Origin of the sequence: Cytobacillus firmus NBRC 15306 (assembly GCF_001591465.1) — a bacterium.
GTDB lineage: Bacteria > Bacillota > Bacilli > Bacillales > Cytobacillaceae > Cytobacillus > Cytobacillus firmus.
Genome location: NZ_BCUY01000048.1, coordinates 1 through 23,863 on the forward strand (window position 1 = coordinate 1; position 23,863 = coordinate 23,863).

Consider the following 23,863-nt stretch of genomic DNA (forward strand, 5'->3'; position numbering starts at 1 on the left):
TTCCTTCATGGCTCACCATTTATATTTTTTTATGGCCCCTTGGTCAAGCGGTTAAGACACCGCCCTTTCACGGCGGTAACACGGGTTCGAATCCCGTAGGGGTCATGGCGAATAACCGTCAGCAAACGGCTGGCAAGCCCGGCTTACTTGCTGGCGGTTATTATTTGGTCCGGTAGTTCAGTTGGTTAGAATGCCTGCCTGTCACGCAGGAGGTCGCGGGTTCGAGTCCCGTCCGGACCGCCATTTACATAATCTGCACTAAGCCCAGATAACTTAATAAGGCTCAGCAGCTCAGTCGGTAGAGCACGACCGAATAAGCTACCATGAATCACTTCAGCGTACCGATTGCCAAATCGGGACGAAGGACAAAGCCAAACAATGTTTAGGCAAAAATAACTTAATAAGGCTCAGTAGCTCAGTCGGTAGAGCAAAGGACTGAAAATCCTTGTGTCGGCGGTTCGATTCCGTCCTGAGCCATCCCAAGAAGGAGTATGTAACCAAGCATGCTCCTTTTTGTTATATTTCTGTAATATAAGCGCTTTTCTGCAAAAAGCCTGTGTAATTTAGACGCACGCTCACCCTCATTTTTCGCAGCCCTAATAAACCCTTGCTATTAGGGATTATTTCCTATCCTCCATTCGACAAAAACCATCCTATGCTTTGCCATTTATAGTCATAAAATGTCAGCTATTATACATTTTTATTACATTCCTGAGTCTCGTAATCTATTTGCTTTGCTGTATGGTAAAGTAAATATTGTGAAAAAAACAGACTCACAAATTCGTAGTTACATAGCACTATATGAAAGTGTTCTTTGTTACCGTAGTCTAGGGGGATGTAACCATGTTTAAATGGATGAAAAAAGGTACCTCAACATCAGAATTTACAGCGAAAAGCTTTAAGAAAACTATAAATAGAACGATTGCGGCCGGCTTTGCAGCGGCGGCTTTAACATTCGCAGGCGGCATTTCCGCTTCTGCCAATGATGATAAGCTTGTGACAGTTTATTATGTCTATATGGGTGACGAATATATTGGAACGGTGTCGGATAAAAAAGTCATCGAAGATTTGGCCGATAAAAAGATCAGTGAGGCTGAAGGTTCCCATAAGGGATTAAAGCTGGCGCTGGCATCGGAGCTTTCCTTCATTCCCGAGCAGGCTTTTGAATCCAGCTCACAAGTGAATGAATCAGAAGCTGTCAATGGCCTGAAAAACAAGATGGAAGTTCATGCCGAAGCAGCTGCCTTAGTGATTGGCGGCAAGGAAATCGCTTATTTGGAAAATGAGGAGCAGGCAAAAGCGGCCCTCCAGAAAATCAAGACGTCTTATGTATCAGAAAAAGACTTAAAGGCACTCGAAGATAGAAAAGCATCTTCTGCGACTCCTTTACCACAGCTGAAGGAAGATGAAACACGTCTATTAGATGTCCGCTTTACTGAAGATGTATCCATTTCTGAAGCAACCGTAAAACCGGACCAGATCATCAGTGCAGATGAGGCTGTGAAGCTTCTGCAAAAGGGAACCCTTGAAGAAAAGAAGTATGTGGTTAAAGAGGGTGATGCACTAAGCAATATCGCCAGTGCCCATGACCTCGATATGAAGCAGCTGATCGGACTGAACAGCGGCCTTAAGAAGGATTCTGTCATTAAGGCAGGACAGGAATTAAATGTGACTGTCTACAAGCCGTATGTAAAGGTAATAGCAGATAAGGAAGTTTTCAAGAAAGAAAAAATCGATTTTGAAAAAGAAGTAATCGAAGACAGCAGCATGCCTAAAGGCGAAACGAAAGTGAAGCAGGAAGGCAAGGAAGGCGTTCGCGCTGCAACTTATCTGATTACGGAAGAAAACGGCCAAACGGTCAAAAAAGAAGTAAAAGAAGAAAAGGTTCTTGAAGAGCCTGTGAAGCAAATTGTCATAAAGGGAACAAAGGTGATTCCTTCCCGCGGTGAAGGCAGCTTTGCCTATCCGGCAGTCGGCGGCTATATCTCAAGTAAAATGGGATACCGCTGGGGGAAAATGCATAAAGGAATTGACATTGCAAGACCGAGCGACCGCACGATCAAAGCGGCTGACAATGGAACGGTTGTATCTGCAGGCATGGACGGCGGCTATGGAAATAAAATCGTCATCGACCATAACAATGGCTTCCGCACGATTTATGCCCATCTGGATTCCATCAGTGTCAGCGTTGGCCAAACCGTCTCAAAAGGCTCAAAAATCGGCATAATGGGAACCACTGGTGATTCAACCGGTGTCCACCTGCACTTCGAATTATACAAAAACGGTAAAATGCAGGATCCGCTGAAATATATTAATAAGTAATACACGCACAAAAGTCTCTAGTTTTCATGCTAGAGACTTTTGTGGTTAAGAATAAGAATTAAAACATCCAGCTTCTTGAGGTGTGTCGGAGGCAGGCTTGGCGCTCCCGCTTTTCGTAATAGGTGAATTCTCACTGTTAACATGGTAAAGTAAAGTAGATAACATATGCATGAAACTGACTTCTACTGCTCCAAAAAATAAATAAATGAGCAAGAAAAAGGAGATAGGTATGGATAAAAAAATTCTGGTTGTAGACGATGAGAAACCAATTGCAGACATTCTGCAGTTCAATTTAAAAAAAGAAGGCTATGAAGTGGTGTGTGCCTATGACGGTAATGACGCCCTGGAAAAGGTAGAAGAAATCAAGCCGGATTTGATTTTACTTGATATCATGCTTCCACAGAGGGATGGCATTGAGGTTTGCCGCGAAGTGCGCAAGAAGTACGATATGCCGATCATAATGCTGACAGCAAAGGATTCAGAAATCGATAAAGTTCTGGGTCTTGAGCTGGGTGCAGATGATTATGTTACAAAGCCGTTCAGCACAAGGGAATTGATTGCCCGTGTGAAGGCTAATATGAGGCGCCATCAGCAGGTTGCCAAGGCAGAGGAAGAAGATGAATCCAACGAAATCGAAGTGGGTTCATTGATTATCCATCCGGATGCCTATGTGGTTTCCAAGCGCGGTGAGACGATTGAATTAACACACCGCGAGTTTGAGCTTCTTCACTATTTGGCCAAACATATTGGACAAGTCATGACGAGGGAGCATCTCCTTCAAACCGTATGGGGCTATGATTATTATGGTGATGTCCGTACAGTTGATGTAACCGTCAGGAGACTGCGGGAGAAAATCGAGGATAATCCAAGCCACCCGACATGGATCGTGACAAGAAGAGGAGTCGGTTATTACTTGCGGAATCCTGAACAGGAGTAAAAGGGTACATGGAAAAGGTGGGTTTTTTTCGGTCCATTCATTTGAAGTTTGTGATCATTTATGTTCTTCTCATCCTGGTAGCCATGCAGATTATCGGAGTCTACTTTGTCAGGCAGCTGGAATCGACCTTACAGGAAAATTTCAAAGATGCCATTCAGGAGAGGGTCAATCTTCTTAGCTATTATGTGGAGGAACAGATGACCAAAGTAAGGCTTCCCGATGAGGAGGCCCCGTCCCAGGAGGAAGATATCAGAAGGCTATTAAGTGATTACAATTCGGCGGATATATCCGAAGTCCGTGTCGTTGATGAATCACTGACAATTCTTGGCACCTCCGATCCCGATAATCAGGGGGTTGTCGGGGGGAGGTCTACTGATAATCTGATCAAGATGGCCATAGCCACTAAACAGCCGGTAACGGAGGATCTGGTTGACCAGGGACAGCGGATATGGGTTCTCGTCACCCCTATTAAAAATAATAATGGGGAAGTCAATGGGGCCATCTATCTGGTTGCTAAAATAGAAAACATCTATGAACAGATGAGGGAGATCAATAATATTTTTACCTCCGGCATCGCTATCGCGTTAGCCATCACAGCGATCCTGGGAATACTCCTTGCCCAGACGGTAACACGCCCGATTTCTGATATGCGGAAACAGGCGCTGGCCATGGCAAAAGGGAACTTCTCCCGCAAGGTAAAGGTGTACGGTTATGACGAAATTGGCCAGCTTGCCATTACGTTTAACAGCTTAACAAAGAAACTTCAGGAAGCTCACGCCACAACGGAAGGTGAACGGCGAAAATTATCCTCTGTTCTTTCCTATATGACGGATGGAGTCATCGCAACCGACCGAAAAGGGCGTGTCATTCTCATTAATGAGCCTGCAGCAAAAATGCTGAATGTTTCACGTGAAACGGTCCTGTCTTCACCAATTGTATCCCTTTTAGGCCTTGAAGAGGATTATACCTTTGAAGAGCTGTTAGACGAGCAGGATTCAGTCATCCTGGATTACAGCAGCAAAACGAAAACGCTGATTCTCCGTGCGAATTTCTCGGTTATCCAAAAAGAAACCGGATTTGTGAACGGCTTAATCACCGTTTTGCATGATATCACCGAACAGGAGAAAATTGATATGGAACGCCGTGAATTTGTGGCAAATGTATCTCATGAACTCAGAACCCCGCTCACGACGATGAGAAGCTATCTGGAGGCTCTGGCGGATGGCGCCTGGAAAGATGAGGAGATTGCCCCGAACTTCCTGGATGTCACCCAAAATGAAACAGAGCGGATGATCCGCCTGGTTAATGATCTGCTGCAGCTTTCTAAAATGGACAGCAAAGATTACCGTTTAAGCAAGGACTGGATTGATTTTATTTTCTTCTATAATAGAATTATAGACCGTTTTGAAATGACGAAGCAGCAGAATGTTACGTTTGAAAGAAAGCTTCCGGACCATTCAGCTTTTGTGGAAATAGATGAGGACAAGCTCACCCAGGTGCTGGATAACATCATCTCTAATGCACTGAAATACTCTCCGGAAGGCGGAAAGGTGACGTTCAGCATTGAGGAAAAAGATGAATTTATTATCGTCAGCGTTTCAGACCAGGGTGTGGGGGTACCAAAAGAAAATATTGATCAGATTTTTGAACGTTTTTACCGGGTGGATAAGGCCCGAACAAGAAAGCTTGGCGGAACAGGCCTCGGATTGGCCATTGCGAAAGAAATGGTGGAGGCGCATGGCGGGAAAATTTGGGCAGCGAGTACAGAAGGGAAAGGGACAACGATTTCATTCAGCCTTCCATATGTCCGCTCGGAAGAGGATGATTGGGAATGAGTTATGAAAATATAAAATCCATCATATTGACCATTCTAGTCGTGACAAGTGTCCTCCTTACTTGGAATCTCTGGACTTACCAGCCAAACTTTGAACGGATTGAAAAAGAAGCAAATACCGTTCAGGAAGTAACAATCGCGGAGAAAAAAGAAGTAAATCAGATTGTAAGACCGGACACCCTTTTATTCCATCTCGGGGAAAAACAGACCTTTGGGACAGTCAGCCCTGATGAGATTGATAAAGTTATAACAGAAATCAGCGATTGGAATTTTGCTGACTTTGAAGATATTACAGAGGAAGCAGGCATCCTTCCTTCGTTTGTTCATAATGAAGGAAAAGCGGTTCTGGCGTTTCCGGATTCTGTTCCGATTGACTTATACAAATCCGTCATCAAAATTGGCGATAAAAATCTCGCTGATTTTCAATTTGATCACATTGTCATTGATACCAGGCAAACGGGAAAAAAAGAAGGAATTGTTGATTTTGTCTCATTGGATAACTGGCAGATTTATCGAAGCCATGTGCCTGTTTCCTTTATTCAGAATTTCAAGAGCCAATACTTCAATCTGTCGGAGTATAACCCGGAATACAAAGCCTATCTTGCTTATAAGCCATCAGATAAAAGAACCATCTACCTGCCCGCACAGGATACCAAAATGCCAAGATATCAGTATCTCGAGAAAAAATTGGACTCTGAGCAATACAAAAATGCCTTGTTCAGTGATCCGAGTGTCGTGCAGAAAAGCTTTCAGCAATCAGAGGATGAATATAATGATACCTTAAGCTTACTGAGGGTGAATTCTGATAAAAATACCCTTCGTTATATCAAACCGGCTGCCGGGGATAATCCGGTTTTTCCGTCGGGCGACCTCCTGAAAAGGAGCATTGATTACATTAACGGACATTCGGGATGGACAGATAATTACCAATTTGCCGAAATAGATGAAGTGAACCATAAGGTTGTATTCCGGATGTATGAATCTTCAGGTTATCCTATTTTCAGCGATGATCCGAAAATATCCGAGATCCGCCAGATTTGGGGGCAAAATGAAATTTATGAGTATGTTCGAAGCAGCTTCCAGCTTGGCCTGAGTACGGAACCGCCAACAGATGTATCTCTAAGTTCCGGGAAACGCGTCATGGAGTACCTGTTAGGCCTGGACGGACTTGATCCGGAATTGCTGGAGGATGTAAGACTGGGGTATCAGATGATGCTGGTCAAAGAAGCGCAGACCACTTTCATCCGTATGGAGCCTTCCTGGTTTTACCGTTATGAAGGAACATGGAAAAGCATTTCGCTTGATGAGACAGGGGGGATGAATAATGGATTGGAGTAAGATCAAAACAATCTTTATTTTAACCTTCCTGGTGCTGGATATTTACTTGATGTACGAGTTTTTCAAATTAAAGGAAGCCAGTGAATTTGAACCGGTCGCCCAGGCATCCCTGGAAAAGCAGCTTAAGAGTGCCGAGATCACATTTGAGTCGCCCCTTCCGAAAAGCAACCCGAAAGACCGTTACCTGAGGGCTAAGCCGGTGGCATTTGATATTGAAAATCTTGAGGGTGTGAAAGAAACGAAGCTTGAAGGCCAGGAGATTACGATTTCAGAAGGAACCACCTTGAATTCCATTCTGGATGAGCCGATCAAGATCAGTGACAAATTCAGTCCATCCGAATTATCCGCTTTTATCAAAAACAGGGTGTTATTCGGGGATCAGTACCGCTTCTGGGACAAGCCTCGTGACAGCAATAAAATCACGTATTATCAGGAATTTGAAGACAAGATGTTTTATATGAATTTAAATGGCGAACTCACATTTTATTTGAATGATGAAAATGAAATTGTCTCTTACAAGCAGACGCTCCTCGAAAAAATTGAGTCGAAGGAAGAAAGCGAAAAAGTCATTCAGCCGATAAAGGCTGTTGAGACCCTTTACAAGAATGGCTCGCTTCTGCCTAAGTCAAAAATTACAAATGTGGAGCTGGGTTATTTTACTTTCGTGCATTTGAGCTCATCACAATTATTGACGCCTGCCTGGCGATTTGTCATTAATGGCGAGGAGAATTTATTTGTGGATGCCTTTGAGGGCAAAATTATTCAGCTGAACAACGAAGAGAAAAAAATAGTGGAGTGAGGAGAACATGTCTTTACAATTCAGCGTTCTCGCGAGCGGCAGTACTGGGAATGCGATCTTTGTCGAGACGGAGGAACATTCCTTTCTGGTGGATGCCGGTTTAAGCGGGAAGCAAATGGAAGGATTATTTCAGCATATCGGCCGGGACATCGGCAAGCTTTCAGGCATACTGGTGACCCATGAGCATAGCGACCATATCAAAGGTGTCGGGATTCTTGCCCGCAAGTATAACCTCCCGATCTATGCCAATGAAAAAACATGGCTGGCCATGGACGGACTGATTGGGCAAGTCCCGGTTGACCAGAAGTTTCATTTTGATATGGAAGCCGTAAAAACATTCGGATCCCTGGATATCCAATCCTTCGGGGTTTCCCATGATGCAGCCGACCCGATGTTTTATGTGTTCCATCATAACGGAAAAAAGCTTGTCCTGATTACCGATACAGGCTACGTCAGCGACCGCATGAAAGGTCTGATTTCCAATGCAGAGGCTTACGTATTTGAAAGCAATCATGATGTCCAGATGCTTCGCATGGGCCGCTACCCTTGGAATATAAAGAGAAGGATCTTAAGCGATGTCGGCCATGTATCCAATGAGGATGCGGCGCTGGCGATGAGTGAAGTGGCCGGCGACCGGACGAAGAGCTTTTATCTGGCCCACTTAAGCCAGGATAACAATATTAAGGATCTGGCAAGAATGTCTGTTGCCCAGACACTTGAAAGCCGAGGAATCATCGTCGGCGAACAATTCGACCTTTTTGATACCGATCCGAAGGTGCCGACGATTTTAACAGCCGTTTAAACTTAAATCAGAAGAGGAATACACAGAGAGACAGCCGTTTTTCGTGTGTTCTTCTTTTTCCTTTTTGAGGGAATTTTAATAAAGTATGAAGAAAGTCGTAAGATTGCTGCAGCGGGTGCGTTTTTGTTAGATTTCTAAAAACAGAAGAGTATAATATTGGGTATAAAGGAAGACTAAGTTTTAGCATTCATATTAAAAGCAGCTGTTTTTTTGCAAAAGAAAGAAAGGATGGGTGCAGTTTGGGCTATTATGATCAAGATCATCAGAACCGTTATAAAGGGCAAAAAGGCAACAAGGGCGGATACTTTCTGGCCAGCCTTGTTGGCATCATACTAGGGGCCATTCTGGTCGTGGTTGCAGTCCCGAAGCTGGCTGACTACGATGTGCTCCCTTATACGGTTGAACCGAATGAAAAGTTGCAGGATGAAACAACCGGGGATAACAATAATGCCAGGACTCAGAATGTCTCAGTTGATGTGACAACCGATGTAACTAAGGCGGTCGACAAAGCTGGGGATGCGGTCGTAAGCATTACGAACATCCAAACAGCCGGTTTTTGGTCGAATGAAGGGAACGGCAGTGCTGGCCAGCCCGCCGGAACAGGTTCCGGAGTTATTTATAAGAAGGAAGGAAATACAGCCTTCATCGTCACAAACCACCATGTGGTCGAGGGTGCTCAGGAATTGGAAGTAAGCCTGGAGGATGGCACCAAGCTGCCGGCAAGACTGGTAGGCAGCGATATTTGGACGGATCTAGCCGTGCTTGAAGTAGAAGGAAAGGAAATTAAAACAGTTGCCGAATTCGGCGATTCAGACAAACTGAAGCCAGGCGAGCCGGTCATTGCCATCGGAAACCCTCTTGGCCAGTTCTCCGGCTCTGTCACACAGGGAATCATCTCTGGACTGGAGCGTGCCATACCGGTTGATATTGACCAGAATGGAACAGTAGACTGGCAGGCAGAGGTTCTGCAGACAGATGCCGCGATCAACCCGGGTAACAGCGGCGGAGCGCTGGTGAATATCAGCGGGCAGCTTATCGGCATCAACTCCATGAAAATTGCTGAGAGCGCCGTAGAAGGAATCGGATTGGCAATCCCGATTAACTATGCACGCCCAGTTATTGATGACCTCGAAAAGTTCGGAGAAGTAAAACGTCCGTATATGGGCGTTCAGCTGGCATCTGTTAATGAGATTCCTGGATACTACCAGCAGGAAGCACTGAAACTGCCGAAGGATGTAAAATCAGGTGTGGCCATCACATCTGTAGAACCGAACTCTCCAGCCGCACAGGCAGGACTGAAGGAAATGGATGTCATCGTCGAGATGGATGGAGAAGAAATCAAAGACATTATCGAACTGCGCCAGCATCTCTATACGAAAAAATCAGTTGGCGACCAAATGAAAATTAAGTTTTACCGCGACGGCAAAACACAGGAAGTAACGATGAAGCTGAGCGGCGAGACATTTTAATGAAATGGGAAAGCGATAATCGCTTTCCTGTTTTTTATTGTTTTGTTAGTATGAGATGTGGATAACTTAAATGAATAACCGGAAATAAAAATTATCCACAATACGGATAAAAAAACAGGCTGCCCGCCTAAAAAGGAGTATGCTGAAAATGATTTACTGCTGTGACGAACACGTTGATCTGGCAATAGATATAGTGGTGGATGAGTACGAAACATTCCCGCAATTAACAAAACTTGAAGAGGATAAAAAGTTATCAACAACCTGTGAATATTGTCAAAATACCGCAATATATGTTGTAGCGAACGAATGATCCCATACAACATGTGGATGAAAAATGTGGACATGTGGATAACTTCTGTGGATATCTTGTTTGTAAAGTGAGGACATGCTGTGAATATCTCAATTATTACGGTTGGAAAGCTAAAAGAAAAATACCTGAAGCAGGGAATTGACGAATACCTGAAAAGACTGTCGGCCTACGCCAAAATGGACATCATCGAAGTCCCTGACGAAAAAGCCCCCGAAGAACTAAGAGAAACAGAAATGATGCAGGTCAAGCAAAAAGAGGGTGAGCGGATCCTGGCGAAGATCCATCCGGATGCCCATGTCATTGCATTGGCTATTGAAGGGAAGATGAAATCTTCAGAAGAGCTTGCAGATAATCTTGATAAACTGGCTACTTACGGGAAGAGCAAGATTGCGTTTGTCATTGGCGGGTCTCTTGGTTTGAGCCAGGAGGTATTGCAGCGGGCAGATGATAAGCTGTCTTTTTCGAAGATGACGTTTCCGCATCAGTTGATGAAGCTGATCTTGCTGGAGCAGGTTTATCGGGCTTTTCGGATTAATCGGGGTGAACCGTATCATAAGTAAATGAGGTTTTTTCATTTTAAATCAATATCTTTCGAAGTTTTAAAAGAGAGCGGTTATTCACTTGTTTCATCGTGAAAGCACTCTCTTTTTAATAGCTAAAGTTTCAATTGGTCCAGTTCCTCTGCATAATTGACTCATTTATATAACCCAAATAAATATGATAAAATATTTTAATAATTATTTTTTTAGGAGGTTAGGTCAAGATGAAAAGGGTAGTTTTAACTGGAAATGGACTTTCGGTAGCCTTAAATAAAGATTTCGGCTTAGAATCTATTACAAAACGTTTTTTTGGAAGGTTAAATGACGAGCATAAATCTTTTATTAAACACCATATGAAGGATAATTATAATCAAAGAGATTTTGAAGAAGCAATTGCCAGCATTGAACTTTCTTACGAAACTTTAAAGCATTATAGTAACTTTTTAAATCTCGAAAATGGGAAACATTTTATGAACTCATATAGTTTGAGCAATGAAAACTTCAAAGAGCATTTAGAGGCGATTCAAAACATAATTTATGAATATACGGCTTCAATTCTTGAGTTGATTGACGGAAATGTAAAGAAAGATGAAATAGATAATAAATTAGATGAGTTTGTAAAATGGCTTGTTGATGTGATTGAAGACTCTACTGAAATTGACCTTTTTACTTTAAACTTTGATTTATTGCTAGAAACAATCCTCCTAACTTACTTTAATAGTAAAGATTTCGCCGATTTCCATTACCGAGGGAACAAATGGACACCTATTAATGATGAATATCGTTATTTTTTTGGACCTGACCGAAGTAAACAAATTCACCCTGAAAACTATAAAAAAAATGTAAGATTACACCACTTACATGGCTCACTATCCTCATTTAAAGATTTGTCAGATGGTAAATTATTCAAGGTAACTACTGGAAGTTTAAGATTTAGTGATTTATATAAGAAAATTTTTGATTTAAATGTTATTCCATCCATTGTTACTGGAGGTGGGAAAAGTCTAAAGGTACAGCAAGAACCGTTTAACTTTTATTACAATGAATTCAAAAAGAAAATGATAGTCGATGAGCAAATGTGTGAGGAACTTTATATTATTGGATATAGTTTTAGAGATGCTCATATTAATAAGGCTATTGCAGAAAGATTAGCTGAGACTAGGAAGAAGGAAAATCCTAAGCCTCTAAAAATATTAATTGTGGATTATGCATCAAATGAAGATGCTAAAAAGAAATTTGTTGATAGAGTAAATATAGAATTAAAAATACCAAAAAAGCAGGCATTTTCTATTAATGATGAAAGAATACTGTTTGGTGGTGCAAATAGCATTTCATTATTAAAAGTTTGATTTGGAAAATATACCAATTTTATGGTATAATCTTAATTGCCTCATAGAAATTGTTGTGGGGGAAACTGGTGAACAGTTGTCAAGCTTTATCCCGACCTTTCTTGCATTAACAATCCAGCAGGAGATTAACAAGGACATTGCGAAGCAACAACTCTGCATATGTGAATTAATACCTCCATTTGTAGTAATCAACCATTCTACTATATACTCTATAGTATAGCTAATAAGTGATTAAGTAGCCTTGTTGTGCGAGGGAAATTGAACACAATGAAGATGGTCCTTTTGAAGTCTAGAAATAGGATTTAATTGAGACCAAAAGTATGCTGGTGAGGGGTGACTGAATATGGTTCAGAGTAATAGGCTACGATTACATACCCTTACTAGCTCTGCGAAAATAGACATTAGCAAATACAAAATAAAAAAATATAAACATTTTGACAATAGAGTCTCAATAAATAAGGTAATAGATGACATAACAAATCCAAGCTGGGTAGTACAGCATGGATTTTTTCCGTTTATTCATTTTAAAATAGAGTTCTATAAATATAGTAGGATTGAAAAAAGGAGAAAACCTAAAACACGTGATATATATTATGCTTCACACCTTGATAGTTACATATATAAATATTATGGTGATATGTTAAACAATAAGTACAATGAAGTGGTTAAGAAGCTTGAAATTAATGAAGTTGCAACTGCCTATAGAAACAATCTTGACGGAAAAAGTAATATCCATTTTGCTAAGGAAGTAATAGATTTTATAAAAAAATCTGAGCGTTCATTTATATATGTTGCCGACTTTACTAGTTTTTTTGATACGTTAGACCATAAATACTTGAAAAAGCAGCTTCAAGTGGTTCTTGATACTGACAAATTACCTGATGATTATTTTACTATCTATAAGAACATAACTAAGTTTAGTTGGGCAGAAAAAGAAAAAATAGAAGAAGTTTTAAAAAAGCAATATAAAAACAAAGAAAAGAGAAAGAAGTTAACTAGACTTTTTGATGAAAAGGATTTTAGGAAATTTAGAAAATCAAATAAAGAAAACATTCAATTCAACAAAAATGATTACGGAATACCACAAGGAGCAGGTTTAAGCTCAGTGTGTTCCAATATTTATCTAATTGATTTTGATAAAAAGATAAATGATTATGTAAAGGCTAACAATGGGCTTTACAGAAGATATTGTGATGATTTAATTATTGTAATACCTTTTGATGAAGATATTCAAAATTATGATTACAATAAACATATGAAATTTATAGAAAAGACTAGGGATGAGATACCAAGATTAGTTATTCAGGATGAAAAAACTAATAAGTTCATCTATTCTAATAACGTGATTTATGATGAAAGTTTAAATCCAGGTATATTGGACTATTTAGGTTTTGCCTTTGATGGTAACAGTGTCAAGCTAAGAGAAAAAAGCTTGTTTAAATATTATTGCAGAGCTTACAAAAAAGTTCGTTTAAGTAATTGGAAATCTGAAAAAAGTGGAAGAAAAAAGCATAGAAAAAGCCTTTACATAAATTACACCCATCTTGGCATACGAAGAAAGGGACATGGTAATTTCTTAAATTATGCTTTAAGAGCACAACAGATTTTTGATGATAGTCCATCAACAATAAACCTTATGGAATCTCAAGTGAAAAATCACTGGCGGAAGATAAATAAACGGTTAAAAAAATAAATTATTTATACAGCAGATAAAAAAGACCAGACAATTGAAATATGTAATTGTCTGGTCCCTTATTTAATACCTAGCATAATGACTGGCTATCTATAGTCAAATTTGAAAAGATTATATTAAAACTAATGAGCTATTTTTTTTAATCACATTTAAGTTTTTTTTTGCCCAAAATGCTAAAGGCATTGCCATAGCCTTTGCTAACATAACTGGAACAGCATTCCCTATTTGTTTATATTGTTTGTCTAGCCTATTGTTTTTTTGCACATCCATGTTTCCCCCATCAGAAAATATAAACCAATCAGGGAAAGTCTGAATACGGGCTATTTCTTTTACAGATAAACGGCGATGTAGAGATTCATCTCCGGGAAGTGTCCACTTATCCGCCTCTATTTTTATCATTTCAGGACCGCTAGGATGTAAAGGTGCTTGTCTACCAGAAGCCTGAATTGTAAAACTTTGTTCATTCCACTTTTTCTTTCTGTTTCGAGATAAGTAAATTGGTGAAAATCCTCCCTCAAACCAATCTCCGGGATTTGATTCAAGGTCTCCAATTGCATCTTTTAATGTTACATAAGGTAATTTACCATTACCATGAGTAGGTTCTGGGTGGTTATATTCAAAATCCAAATCTTCACGGATACCAACAATGAAAACCCTTTCCCTTAGTTGTGGTACCCCGTAGTCTCGTGCATTGACCAATTTGAATTTAACATTATATCCCGCAGAAGCAAAATCCTGTACAATTTGATTAATTACTTCTCCCTTACCTAACGTTAACATACCTTTTACATTTTCTGCAATAAATGCAAATGGTTTTGCCTGAAGAAGGCAGCGTATAAAATGTATATATAGAAAATTTCGCTTATCGTCTATTAATCGTGGACCAGCTTCACTGAATCCGGGACACGGGAATCCGCCAAGGACAAAATCTGCTTTTGGAAATTCTTTAACTTTTCGAATATCTAGTTGTTGTTGAAATACTGGAGGGAAGTTTAATTTGTATGATTCATTTGCTTCTTTAAAAAGGTCATTTGTATAAATTGTATGGAAGATACTTTCTTCTCTAACTGCGTTAAACCAATCCTTATCTTTAAAAGCTTTAAGAGCCTCTTCTTCCCCAATAGCTGCAGCAAGCCCCGCCAATTCAAGTCCTAAGTCTAAACCGCCACATCCTGAGAATAAGCTAATTACATTTATTTTATCTTCTCGATAATCCAAATTAGGCTGTTCGTAATCATCTTTTATATTTTGAATTGTTTCTTGTTCTTCTTTAATTTTTTCTAGAAGGAGTTGCTTTACCTCATTTGAGTCGTAATCTTTTAAAGGTCGGTATTTAGCTCGTCCTCTTTCTTCAACTTTCACTTCTACATACCTCCCTTAAGATGATAAGCTATTCTTATTTTAACATCTACAACGTGAGAAGGCCAGTTTTTTCTTTAACAAAGCATTCATAAACAGTACAATTTAATTAAGTTATAATATTGGGGAGGTAAGATTTGTGAAAAAGAATCCCAGGCTTATTGGGGATGAACATGTAAAAAATGTTTATCAAGCTCTGCTACAATACATAAAGAATGAACCCATTGATTACTATCCAAAAACAGTTACTAAAACTGTACTATATATTACAAATCTTTATCCCTATATAGAGTCCGTTCAGTCCAAATTTAACACAAATAATCCTGACAAGGAAAAGGATTTGACCTTGTATCTCGATAACAACCAAATAATATCAGTTAATCTTTTTCTTGTTAGAAAAGGCGGTAGAATTCAACCAAAAAACCCTGGGGCAAAAAGCTTCTTTTCAAAATATTTTTTATCTGAAAGCTTGCAATTGATGTTTAATCGACTATTCGAAGTAAAATACCAAAATTTCCTAAGTAAACTCGTAGAATTAAAATTAGGTGAGCATTATGTAAAAGATATAAAGGAATTAAAAAAACTAGTATCAGGGTACTTTCCGAAATTTACAGATGAGATTAACCCATATAGAGATATATTTTTATACAATTTGAGAGAATTATGCTTTTCTTTACTGAAGGATTTCTACAACGATAAAAATGAAGGCTTTTTTCATGCGTATAATGTTTTTTTCATGACAGAAGACGTTAATATTGTAACGAGTTATGGGAAAACTCAAAATGATGTTAATGTAGAACAGTTTAATCCAGGTACACCTCAATTTAGCGATATTCAAATATATAAATCTGGAAAAAATACAGTTGGAATAAAGTATGGAGAAGTAGCCTTAACATTAAGGTTTAAATTTGAAAGTAGCCCAACTTCTTCAATAAAGCTTGCTGCAAGCTATGACAAATTCCTAGATGAATCTGAAAAGGAAAAAATAAATTTCGATACAATAAAGAAAATGCAGTATTTGTTAAATACCCACCAATATTCACAAAACTCAAACAGTAGTAATGCAATTGGAAAATGCCACGAAGCTATTACATATTTCTACTTCTTAAAAGAGTTTCCTAATGTTTCACAGGTAGAACCTGATGAATGTGTCCAGTTAATGGGTAAATACTATTCTCTCGTGAAACCTGAAGTGTTAGAAAAGTTATATAATTCAACTTCGACCCTCGTTCCTGTTGTTAGAGAAAAATTGCACCAGAAATATAGTACTTTCCAAATAAAAAGTATTGAGTTAGTTCCCGAAAGTTACATTAATGACAGGCTTGATACTGGTGACCTGCAGCTAATTTTGATAGTCAATAAAGAGTATATTGTTGAAAGTATTTCACTAAAAGCCCTTGCTAAAAAGAATAGTAAAATTACTACCAAGAACCCAGGGATTGGAACCATACTTGGTCCAACCTATTTTAATATAGGTAGTATGGAATCAGTAGTTAACGAAGTAAAATCAAAATTCCAAATAGGTGAGTTAAATCACAAAGAGAGCTTAGAAGTTATAGCTGCGGACCTGGGGCTAAAACTAAAAGATGCAACACAGGTACAATTAAAAAGGGGCGTAGAAAACCTCCTTGGCAAGGCTATGATGGCAGTTACATGCTATGAAGAAAATATCAGTATTTGTAAGGAGCATTCAAAAATTGATGGTAATATAACTGTCTATATAAAAACACCAACGGCAATTCAAAATACACTAGCTTGGCATAACAACTTAGAAGCAATTAACCTTCGTGTAAAGTTTAGCCGTGGGCAAAGCCATGGATGGTCTACAATAAAGTTGACTTCTGAATATCAGCTAAGATAAACTGGTTTTTGGATAAAATATTATAAAATTCAAATAACTGTATTAAAAATATTTTCATATATATATAATAGTTTAGAATATAATACATTCAACAAAAAATAGCTCTAATTCCTTATTTAGGAATTAGGGCTATTTATTTTTAAGGAGGAAGAGAAAATGGGTTTACATTATTACAAAGAGCAGTTTAAATCGCCAATTTTTAATGTTGTAAAAGAAGAAAAGAAGACCTCTGCAAAAAGAATTAATATTGTTTCATTAAAATTAGTAAAGGAATCAAGCTTACTTTACAGGGAACGGTCAGTAAGGTCACCAGAAGATGGATATCAACTAATGAAGTTGTTTCTTGCGGACAAGGATAGGGAGCATTTCATTGTTGCCTCACTAGACACTAAGAACCAACCTGTATCAATTAATGTTTGTCATATTGGCAGTCTGAATGCCAGTATAGTTCATCCTAGGGAGGTAATGAAATCTGCTATTCTATCTAATGCTGCTTCAATAATCGTTGGACATAATCATCCATCAGGGAAGGCAGAACCGAGTAAAGAAGATATAGAGGTGACTAAAAGGCTAGTTGAAGCAGGTAAAATTATTGGCATTGATGTAATCGACCATATTATCGTTGGAGATGAAACTTATACTTCCTTAAAGGAAAAAGGTCATATCTGAAAGGAGTAAAAATTAGTGAAAATAACAAAATGCACGATAAAAACAGAAGTCACTTATGATGACGAAATGAAAAACAAGTATCTTATTAGGAAAGAGTGGGACAAGAACAAGAAAAAAGCACTTGTCATCATGAAAAACGCAGGTCAAGCAGATGAAATTTTGCAAGACCAAACAACGATGTACGTCATTAATAACCTTTCTAAATTGGAATACGGTGTTGTAGAGATTGTGAATTTATTTCCATCTATTGAAGGAGAAGAAACGAAAGAGTCTGATATTGATAATTTGGATTCATCATCACTTTTTGTGATTTAACGTAAAAAAAGAAAACATTTTAGAATTCCTGGCAATAATGTTAGCACCACACAAACATTAATAGGAGGTTCCAAAATGTTTTCCGTGTTACTAGAATTGCCAGAATTTGAAGTTGTTAAACAAGAAATCTACCCTACTCATTATTTAGTACACGTTAAGAAAAATTCTGATCAGGAACGTTGTACTTATTGTGGTTTTCACTCATCCATTGTCCATGACAGGAGGACAAGGAAAGTACGGGATTTATCAGTTCTCAATAAGCCTTTATATTTAATGGTTCATATCAAAAGATATCAATGCCAGAACTGCGGTGAAGTATTTTCAACTCATTTTGAATCAATCGCTTCCCATCAACATTTTACGAATCGTTTTCGTGAATTTATTTACGAACAAGTCCTAGGTACCACTATTCAAGAGATAAGTAGGAAATACAAAATAGCCTACTCTACTGTTGAACGTATTTTCTATTCTGTTGCTGATCAAAAGGCAAATGAACAGAAGCTTTTGATCCAAGAGATTCAAGAAGATCAAGAGATCACTTTAAGTCTCGATGAAGTTGCTGTTCGTAAGGGACATAAATACGAGACTGTTCTATATGATGCTAACTTAGGTGCTGTAATGGGCATGTATAAAGATCGGGATTATGAGTCAACTCTAGAACTTTTATCGCTTAAAGTATTGCATCCAGAACAGGTTAAAAATGTTGTATTAGACATGTGGGATCCCTTTCACAAAGCCATTCGAAAGGCTTTTCCGAAGGCACATATTATCGTCGATAAATACCATGTTGTTCAAAAAGTAACTCAAGCGTTGGACAAAGTCCGTAAGAAAATACCCGGTTTAAAGAGGTCAAGATTTCACCTTCTGAAAAGCTATGAAAATGTAAAGGAAAAACACAGACCAAAATTAAATGAAATGTTAGAAACGCATGATGATCTAGCCTACGCCTACTTTCTGAAAGAACTGTTTAGAGACTTTTATAAGTCAACAGATTATGTAAAGGCAGATCTTTTATTAACAGAGTGGATTCAACTAGCTTGGGCTAGCCCATTTCCATCATTTCATGAAGTTGTTAGAACAATTGAAAACTGGCGACATCAAATCCTGCAATACTTTAAAACACCCTATACAAATGGTCGTTCCGAAGGAACAAACCATAAGATTAAAAACATTAAACGTAGGGCTTATGGTTATAGAAATCTTCATCGATTTAGAACACGTGTATTTTTGGAGTGTACAGGAAAAACTTATAAACAACAGCTGCTCTAGCCCCTCCTTCTTCAGCATTATGGTGGATGATAGTTGGTAGATAAGGAGTCGTCAAGGAAAGCACTTGACCACTCCTTATCTACCAACTGGCCGGTCTGTAAGCTGAAGAAGGAGAGATTGTGAGTGGCACAAGTCTAGCTAACTCATTGCCGAAATTTTACTTATATCACAAACAATGATGAAGAGACATAATTTGAAATGTATTCAGGAAGCAATTGCAAGAGTAGATGATGTTATTATTGCGGTTGGAAAAGGAGTAGAAACAAATAAGAAAGCTGTTGAACGGTTAAATATGATTTTAGCCATTTTGCTAGACAGGAAGGCAAACATTCTTCAAATAGAAGCGAATTTTGGTCGGAAAGGTTTCCATCCTCTCTATCCAGCACTGAAACATAAGTGGAAATTAGTATCGTATGACGATAGCTATAAGGTGAGCTAATAATATTATATATGAAAGGAGCAAGCCATGTTTGGTATCGAGCAATTGATAAATTTTATGGAAGAGAAATTCGATGTAGCAGTTGAATTAAATGAGATAGGTGAGGAAACGGTACTTCTATATCATGAGGAACTAGACGAGGAACTCATTTCAGAGGATGTATTGCAAATATTACCGAATCCGGTTTCATTTCACACATATTTATACAATGGAGAATCAGAGTGGATTATTGGAATTGCCTTAGAAGCAAGGACCAATAATCCACTCTTTTTAGTTTGTTTGAAAGATGAAGAAAAAGTGTATGAAAATGTATTGATTGGACAGGGAGAGAAGGATGAAATTTGACTAACAATTCACGCTATATGACAAAGGCAATCAGTGAAGAATTAGATATTGAATTACAAGTGGTCTTGTGGCAATTTTACGATGAAATCAATGAACAACGAAAGGAGCAAATGGATTATCTGCAAGTTTTTGAAATTAGTGTATGTGAAGAAACTTTAACAATAACGAATAGGCAAGAAGTACCTTCACTACAAACAAAGGTTATCATCAATAACAAAGTCAAAGGAGCTAAAAATACTACTGTTTGGATTATAGATGACGAAAGATACCAAACAATGTTGTTCCCCAAGGATTATTGATTGGAGGGATGAATAAGGAATGGCTTTAATAGCCACCCTCATTCATCCTCTCCTTCAAAAACCTCCAGAAATTCATCCGTCGCTTCATCCCCATCTGCAAAAACCAAAACACTGTCTAAATCAATGATTGTTTTTAAGACGATGTCATTAAATGCCTGTTCAAGATGAAAGGCAATTTGCTGTGCTTTTCCTTTTTCAGTTTTGATGAAATAGGTCTGGACATTGCTAGATGTACTTGAATCACTGCTTATTAGTAGGTCATAAAGGATATCAAGATGAAATTTTTTTTGTACATCATGTGATGGTTTAAAGTACCCATCATTGTTTTTCTTGATACCAAGATGCTCTAAATCACGATGTACGGTAGATTGGCTTGTTTTAATCCCTTGTTTCTGCAATTCAAGAACAATGTCCTCGTGAGTTCGTAAATCCATTTCCCCTAACAAAAGGTGAATAGCTTGATGACGTTTTTTCTTTTCCAATAAGCGTTCATTGTTATTTGAATGAATATTAGCTTCCATGATATTCCCCCCTAAAAGTCGGTTGTTCGCAAATTTGTCACATTTACGGTAATTGTGCATTTTTTATTAGTCTCCTATTGCTTTTGAATGAATAAAGCTCCATACGATAGATGACTAATGGTATTTGTCTGAAATATAGCTTGTTTCACTACAATTATGAATAAAAATATGAATAATTATATTTTATATGAATAATTAGGCGTAATCAACTCCGTTTAATTCAACATTTTTACCTTCACAAGTATGAATAAAGTGGGTTATATTCATTTTGCAAGCGAAATTGATTGGAGGAATGAAAAATGCTTCGTTATAAAGATAACTTTCAAATTGCTAATGCTGGTTTAACTGATGCTCGAAGTGACCACTATGATGGAATCAATGCCATTTACCGTTTACCAGCGTTTGTAAGAATTCCCGAAGGAACTTGCGAGGATGGGTTAGAACGACTGCTACAAAAACTTGTGAAAGACCTATCTGATTTGAGTGTACGTCCTAACCGTATCTTTATTCATGATGACATGATTGAAATCGACTGGTATACGAAAGGTTATCAGATGGTCATGAACCGAGGGCAATATGTAGGATTGCTACTTGAATTTGCTGAGTTTCTGAACAAAGCACCAATACATGGTCTATTAATTCAAGATGGATACTTTGGAGATGACCCAGAGGATTCAGTTAGAAGTGTCAGCAATGATATGGTCAACTTTTTCCCAGAGTTCAATTCAAGCTGCTTTGGCTTAAAAGATAACGAATCTATTGAAATTATCAATTGTAACTAGATGAATATAGGGAGGTTACAGAATGGCTCTCAAAAAGGTAAGACGACCAGTAATAAATAAACCAAGTGAAGATAACAAAATAGTGCAAGAACAAGAACAGCCTGAACAAGAAGCAAACCAAAGTGGAAAGGAAGAATCTTCTATGAACAAACATAATACAGTTAATAACGAAAATCCGACCGAAGAAATCTCTGAAACACTTTCAAACACTATCCAAGGTAGTCCTGCTATGGAAAGAATCATCTCATTTGGTGATGATTCTGTTTCAATGCAGCGGACAGCAAAAGTTCCTGAAGGCATATATGATTACAACATTGATGAAATTGACGTTCGTGAAAATGTACAAACTCAATACGGTTTGAAAGACCAGTATGTGATTACATTTTCCCTTTATAGTGAAGTTACCGAACAAGTTACAAAGTTGTCACTACCTTATAATATCTCATCCAATCAACAATCTGCTCTCATGATGTTTCTAGGGGCTTTCAAACAAGTATTCAAAGGTCAAAGAATAACGATGGGGCATTTGATTGGTTTAACTGGACAAGCTAGAGTCCATCATGTGACTTCGGAAGCCGGTAATATCTTTGAAAAAATTGAAGTTTTGACCGTTGAAAACCCAAATACATAAAAAATACAGAAGGGATACCCCCTTCTGTTGTAAAGGAGAAAGCGCTAATGAAACAGACAAAGGAAGTTTTAACAAAAGAAGTATCGCCATACCTTTCACGTTACAAGGTTCGCAAAGTAAAGTTGCTTGAAAGAAGTGAAAGAATAAGAAAACTGCTTGAAGGAATTCATATGAAAGAAAATCTTTCGATGTTGGTAACGGCTTTGTATAAGATTGTCGGCTCAGAAAGCCTTCAATATTTTAAGGCATTGCTTTTTGGTTTTAGCCGTTTTCCAAACTATGAATCTACAAAGATGTTTGAATCAGCGGATAAAACTCCGGAGGCTTTGGTTTCTGATGAACTTTTGGAGGAACTGCAACAGTTGATAAATATTAGAAAAGCGGAAGAGCATGGCTTTCTTTACGATGAAAAAAAGAATAGCTATTCCTTCAATGCGAACGTTTTTGCTAAGCAATTCATTCGGAGATGCCATGTTCGGTCAACGAAAGATGGACGGCTTTTCCTTTACCATAAGAAAGGTGTTTTTGAAGAACCTTCAGAGGTTGAACTTGGCAAAGTGATTCGAACCTTGATGCATGAGGGGCGCTGGAACAGTTGGAATAGTAAAGCGGAGGCAGAGGTAGTTAAAGTTTTGTTGCGAGAAGCAGACACAGTGGATGAGATGAATACCATGCGAAACTTCATTAATCTGAAAAATGGGATGTTGAGTTTGGATAGATTTGAACTACTTCCCCACCACCCGAGTTATTTATCAACGGTGCAATTGCCAATTGAATATGAACCAAAAGCTGTTGCTCCAACCTTTGAGCAGTTTCTAAAGGGGATTACAAAAGATGACGAAGAACTCATTCAGGTTCATCAGGAAATTTTAGGCTACCTTTTATCAGCTGAAACAAAAGCGGAAAAGGCATTCTTCTTTTACGGTAGCGGTGGAAATGGTAAGAGTGTCCTTGTTTCCATAATTACTCGGTTGGTGGGAGGAGAAAATGTAAGTAGCATACCGTTGGCTGAATTCGGCAAGCAGTTCGGTCTTGAAGGTTTAGTCAATAAATCAGTAAATATTGCTGCTGAAAATGAAATGGGTGGTAATGCGTTAAAGACAGAGAACTTTAAAGCCATTGTGAGTGGTGACACCATTACCATAAATATCAAATATCATCCCTCTATAAGCTATAAACCACATTGCAAACTCGTCTTTGTTGTTAATGCCCTACCTGATTCAATGGATGTGACTCATGGTTTTTTTAGGAAGTTGGTAATTGTCCCATTCCCCCAGAAATTTGAATCGGATGAACAGGACAAAGAACTTACTGACAAATTACTAGTAGAATTACCTGGGATATTGAACTGGGCAATTATAGGGCTAAAAAGATTACGGGAAAATAACTACCAATTTAGCTACTGTACAGCAATTGAAGAATGCCATCGAACTTATAACGTAGAACAGAATCCTGTAAGGGAGTTTTTCCTTGAACATATTGTTCTCAAAGAAGGTGCTCGTATAAGACAATCTGATTTTCATGATATTTATTTACGGTGGTTGAACGAGCAAGGGATTGACGACAAAGGAACTAAATCCCGACAAAAGTTTTGGAGATACTTCAAAATCGTTCTTGCAAATGAGGGGATTCCAATTGTGACAAAGAAAGTCAGGGGAACAGTTTATTTCGAAGGAATGGAATTTGTGAGGTTAGAAAACCTTCCAACCCTAGCCTTAAATGGAGAAATCATTCAGTTTTAGGGGGGAGGGGGAGTACAAAAACAAAAATTCTGGTAAGGGAAAGGATAAAGGGAGCAATAAATATGTAAAGTTTCCATTTTACTCCCCACCCCTCCCCCTTTCCTAAAATCATATGCAAAATGAAATATATATTATTACTACGACGAGGAGAGCTTGCCATGAACGAAAAAGAAGGTTCTATCTACGAATATCAAAATCTTTTAGACATGTTAGCAGAAATGGTCACAGAATACCTTACA

At 38.4% G+C, this 23,863-nt stretch carries 23 protein-coding genes and 3 tRNA genes; 24 read left to right on the forward strand and 2 right to left on the reverse strand.

Translation table 11 applies throughout. The features are described from left to right. The first annotated feature begins 33 nt into the window (after positions 1-33). From BFI01S_RS13780 to BFI01S_RS13840, 14 genes are all read left to right on the forward strand, one after another. Positions 34-105: transfer RNA gene (locus BFI01S_RS13780), tRNA-Glu, on the forward strand. A gap of 61 nt (positions 106-166) precedes the next feature. Further along, positions 167-243: transfer RNA gene (locus tag BFI01S_RS13785), tRNA-Asp, on the forward strand. 161 nt (positions 244-404) lie between these two features. Next, a tRNA-Phe gene (locus BFI01S_RS13790) sits at positions 405-477 on the forward strand. A gap of 366 nt (positions 478-843) precedes the next feature. Continuing rightward, positions 844-2,322, forward strand: coding sequence for a peptidoglycan DD-metalloendopeptidase family protein (locus BFI01S_RS13795; RefSeq protein ID WP_061793143.1), 1,479 nt, complete (start codon positions 844-846; stop codon positions 2,320-2,322). A gap of 229 nt (positions 2,323-2,551) precedes the next feature. After that, positions 2,552-3,259, forward strand: a complete 708-nt coding sequence (gene yycF / locus BFI01S_RS13800; protein WP_048010220.1) for a response regulator YycF — start codon at positions 2,552-2,554, stop codon at positions 3,257-3,259. Positions 3,260-3,267: 8 nt separating this feature from the next. Next, positions 3,268-5,094: a cell wall metabolism sensor histidine kinase WalK gene (walK, locus tag BFI01S_RS13805; protein ID WP_061793144.1), complete on the forward strand. Its 1,827-nt coding sequence runs from the start codon at positions 3,268-3,270 to the stop codon at positions 5,092-5,094. Beyond that, complete coding sequence (locus BFI01S_RS13810; RefSeq protein ID WP_061793145.1) at positions 5,091-6,431, forward strand: YycH family regulatory protein; 1,341 nt, start codon at positions 5,091-5,093, stop codon at positions 6,429-6,431. Before walK ends, BFI01S_RS13810 begins: the two co-directional genes overlap by 4 nt. After that, positions 6,418-7,230, forward strand: a complete 813-nt coding sequence (locus tag BFI01S_RS13815) for a two-component system regulatory protein YycI (RefSeq protein WP_061793146.1) — start codon at positions 6,418-6,420, stop codon at positions 7,228-7,230. The genes BFI01S_RS13810 and BFI01S_RS13815 overlap by 14 nt, the downstream gene beginning before the upstream one ends. A gap of 7 nt (positions 7,231-7,237) precedes the next feature. After that, positions 7,238-8,032 carry an exodeoxyribonuclease YycJ gene (gene yycJ, locus BFI01S_RS13820; protein ID WP_061793147.1) on the forward strand — a complete coding sequence of 265 codons (795 nt, stop codon included), beginning with the start codon at positions 7,238-7,240 and terminating at the stop codon, positions 8,030-8,032. Between the two features lie 239 nt (positions 8,033-8,271). Next, a complete protein-coding gene (locus BFI01S_RS13825; protein WP_061793148.1) occupies positions 8,272-9,501 on the forward strand; it encodes a S1C family serine protease in 1,230 nt (409 codons plus the stop codon). A gap of 148 nt (positions 9,502-9,649) precedes the next feature. Continuing rightward, positions 9,650-9,811 carry a CxxH/CxxC protein gene (locus tag BFI01S_RS22570; RefSeq protein WP_082804532.1) on the forward strand — a complete coding sequence of 54 codons (162 nt, stop codon included), beginning with the start codon at positions 9,650-9,652 and terminating at the stop codon, positions 9,809-9,811. 80 nt (positions 9,812-9,891) lie between these two features. Continuing rightward, on the forward strand, positions 9,892-10,371 hold the full coding sequence (rlmH, locus tag BFI01S_RS13830; protein WP_061793149.1) for a 23S rRNA (pseudouridine(1915)-N(3))-methyltransferase RlmH: 480 nt from the start codon (positions 9,892-9,894) through the stop codon (positions 10,369-10,371). Between the two features lie 203 nt (positions 10,372-10,574). Continuing rightward, positions 10,575-11,699, forward strand: coding sequence for an SIR2 family protein (locus BFI01S_RS13835; RefSeq protein WP_061793150.1), 1,125 nt, complete (start codon positions 10,575-10,577; stop codon positions 11,697-11,699). Between the two features lie 343 nt (positions 11,700-12,042). After that, entirely contained in the window at positions 12,043-13,392 is a 1,350-nt protein-coding gene (locus BFI01S_RS13840; protein ID WP_206698131.1) for an RNA-dependent RNA polymerase family protein, read from the forward strand. 111 nt (positions 13,393-13,503) lie between these two features. Here the strand turns inward: BFI01S_RS13840 and BFI01S_RS13845 are convergent, their stop codons facing one another. Next, positions 13,504-14,754, reverse strand: a complete 1,251-nt coding sequence (locus BFI01S_RS13845) for a DNA cytosine methyltransferase (protein WP_061793151.1) — start codon at positions 14,752-14,754, stop codon at positions 13,504-13,506. 136 nt (positions 14,755-14,890) lie between these two features. Between BFI01S_RS13845 and BFI01S_RS13850 the strand changes: the two genes are divergently transcribed. The 7 genes from BFI01S_RS13850 (at position 14,891) to BFI01S_RS13880 (ending at position 19,948) form a co-directional block, all read left to right on the forward strand. Next, positions 14,891-16,612: a hypothetical protein gene (locus BFI01S_RS13850; RefSeq protein ID WP_061793152.1), complete on the forward strand. Its 1,722-nt coding sequence runs from the start codon at positions 14,891-14,893 to the stop codon at positions 16,610-16,612. 156 nt (positions 16,613-16,768) lie between these two features. Continuing rightward, positions 16,769-17,281, forward strand: a complete 513-nt coding sequence (gene radC / locus BFI01S_RS13855; RefSeq protein ID WP_061793153.1) for a RadC family protein — start codon at positions 16,769-16,771, stop codon at positions 17,279-17,281. Positions 17,282-17,296: 15 nt separating this feature from the next. Next, positions 17,297-17,596 carry a DUF1643 domain-containing protein gene (locus BFI01S_RS13860; protein ID WP_235831189.1) on the forward strand — a complete coding sequence of 100 codons (300 nt, stop codon included), beginning with the start codon at positions 17,297-17,299 and terminating at the stop codon, positions 17,594-17,596. Positions 17,597-17,671: 75 nt separating this feature from the next. Further along, positions 17,672-18,865: an ISL3 family transposase gene (locus tag BFI01S_RS13865; protein ID WP_061793154.1), complete on the forward strand. Its 1,194-nt coding sequence runs from the start codon at positions 17,672-17,674 to the stop codon at positions 18,863-18,865. Between the two features lie 193 nt (positions 18,866-19,058). Further along, entirely contained in the window at positions 19,059-19,304 is a 246-nt protein-coding gene (locus BFI01S_RS13870) for a DUF1643 domain-containing protein (protein WP_235831190.1), read from the forward strand. A 27-nt stretch (positions 19,305-19,331) separates the two neighbouring features. After that, on the forward strand, positions 19,332-19,649 hold the full coding sequence (locus tag BFI01S_RS13875; protein ID WP_061793155.1) for a hypothetical protein: 318 nt from the start codon (positions 19,332-19,334) through the stop codon (positions 19,647-19,649). Beyond that, positions 19,646-19,948: a DUF960 family protein gene (locus tag BFI01S_RS13880; protein WP_061793156.1), complete on the forward strand. Its 303-nt coding sequence runs from the start codon at positions 19,646-19,648 to the stop codon at positions 19,946-19,948. Before BFI01S_RS13875 ends, BFI01S_RS13880 begins: the two co-directional genes overlap by 4 nt. A 38-nt stretch (positions 19,949-19,986) precedes the next feature. Here BFI01S_RS13880 and BFI01S_RS13885 read toward each other — a convergent pair whose 3' ends face one another. Further along, complete coding sequence (locus BFI01S_RS13885) at positions 19,987-20,469, reverse strand: arginine repressor (protein ID WP_061793157.1); 483 nt, start codon at positions 20,467-20,469, stop codon at positions 19,987-19,989. Between the two features lie 299 nt (positions 20,470-20,768). Between BFI01S_RS13885 and BFI01S_RS13890 the strand changes: the two genes are divergently transcribed. The 3 genes from BFI01S_RS13890 to BFI01S_RS13900 are packed head-to-tail and all read left to right on the forward strand — an operon-like array spanning position 20,769 to position 23,624. Further along, entirely contained in the window at positions 20,769-21,251 is a 483-nt protein-coding gene (locus tag BFI01S_RS13890; RefSeq protein WP_061793158.1) for a hypothetical protein, read from the forward strand. 22 nt (positions 21,252-21,273) lie between these two features. Continuing rightward, the gene (locus tag BFI01S_RS13895) at positions 21,274-21,882 is read left to right on the forward strand and encodes a hypothetical protein (protein ID WP_061793159.1); all 609 of its coding nucleotides are present in this window, start codon (positions 21,274-21,276) and stop codon (positions 21,880-21,882) included. Positions 21,883-21,929: 47 nt separating this feature from the next. Further along, positions 21,930-23,624: a DNA primase family protein gene (locus BFI01S_RS13900; protein WP_061793160.1), complete on the forward strand. Its 1,695-nt coding sequence runs from the start codon at positions 21,930-21,932 to the stop codon at positions 23,622-23,624. Positions 23,625-23,863 lie beyond the last annotated feature (239 nt).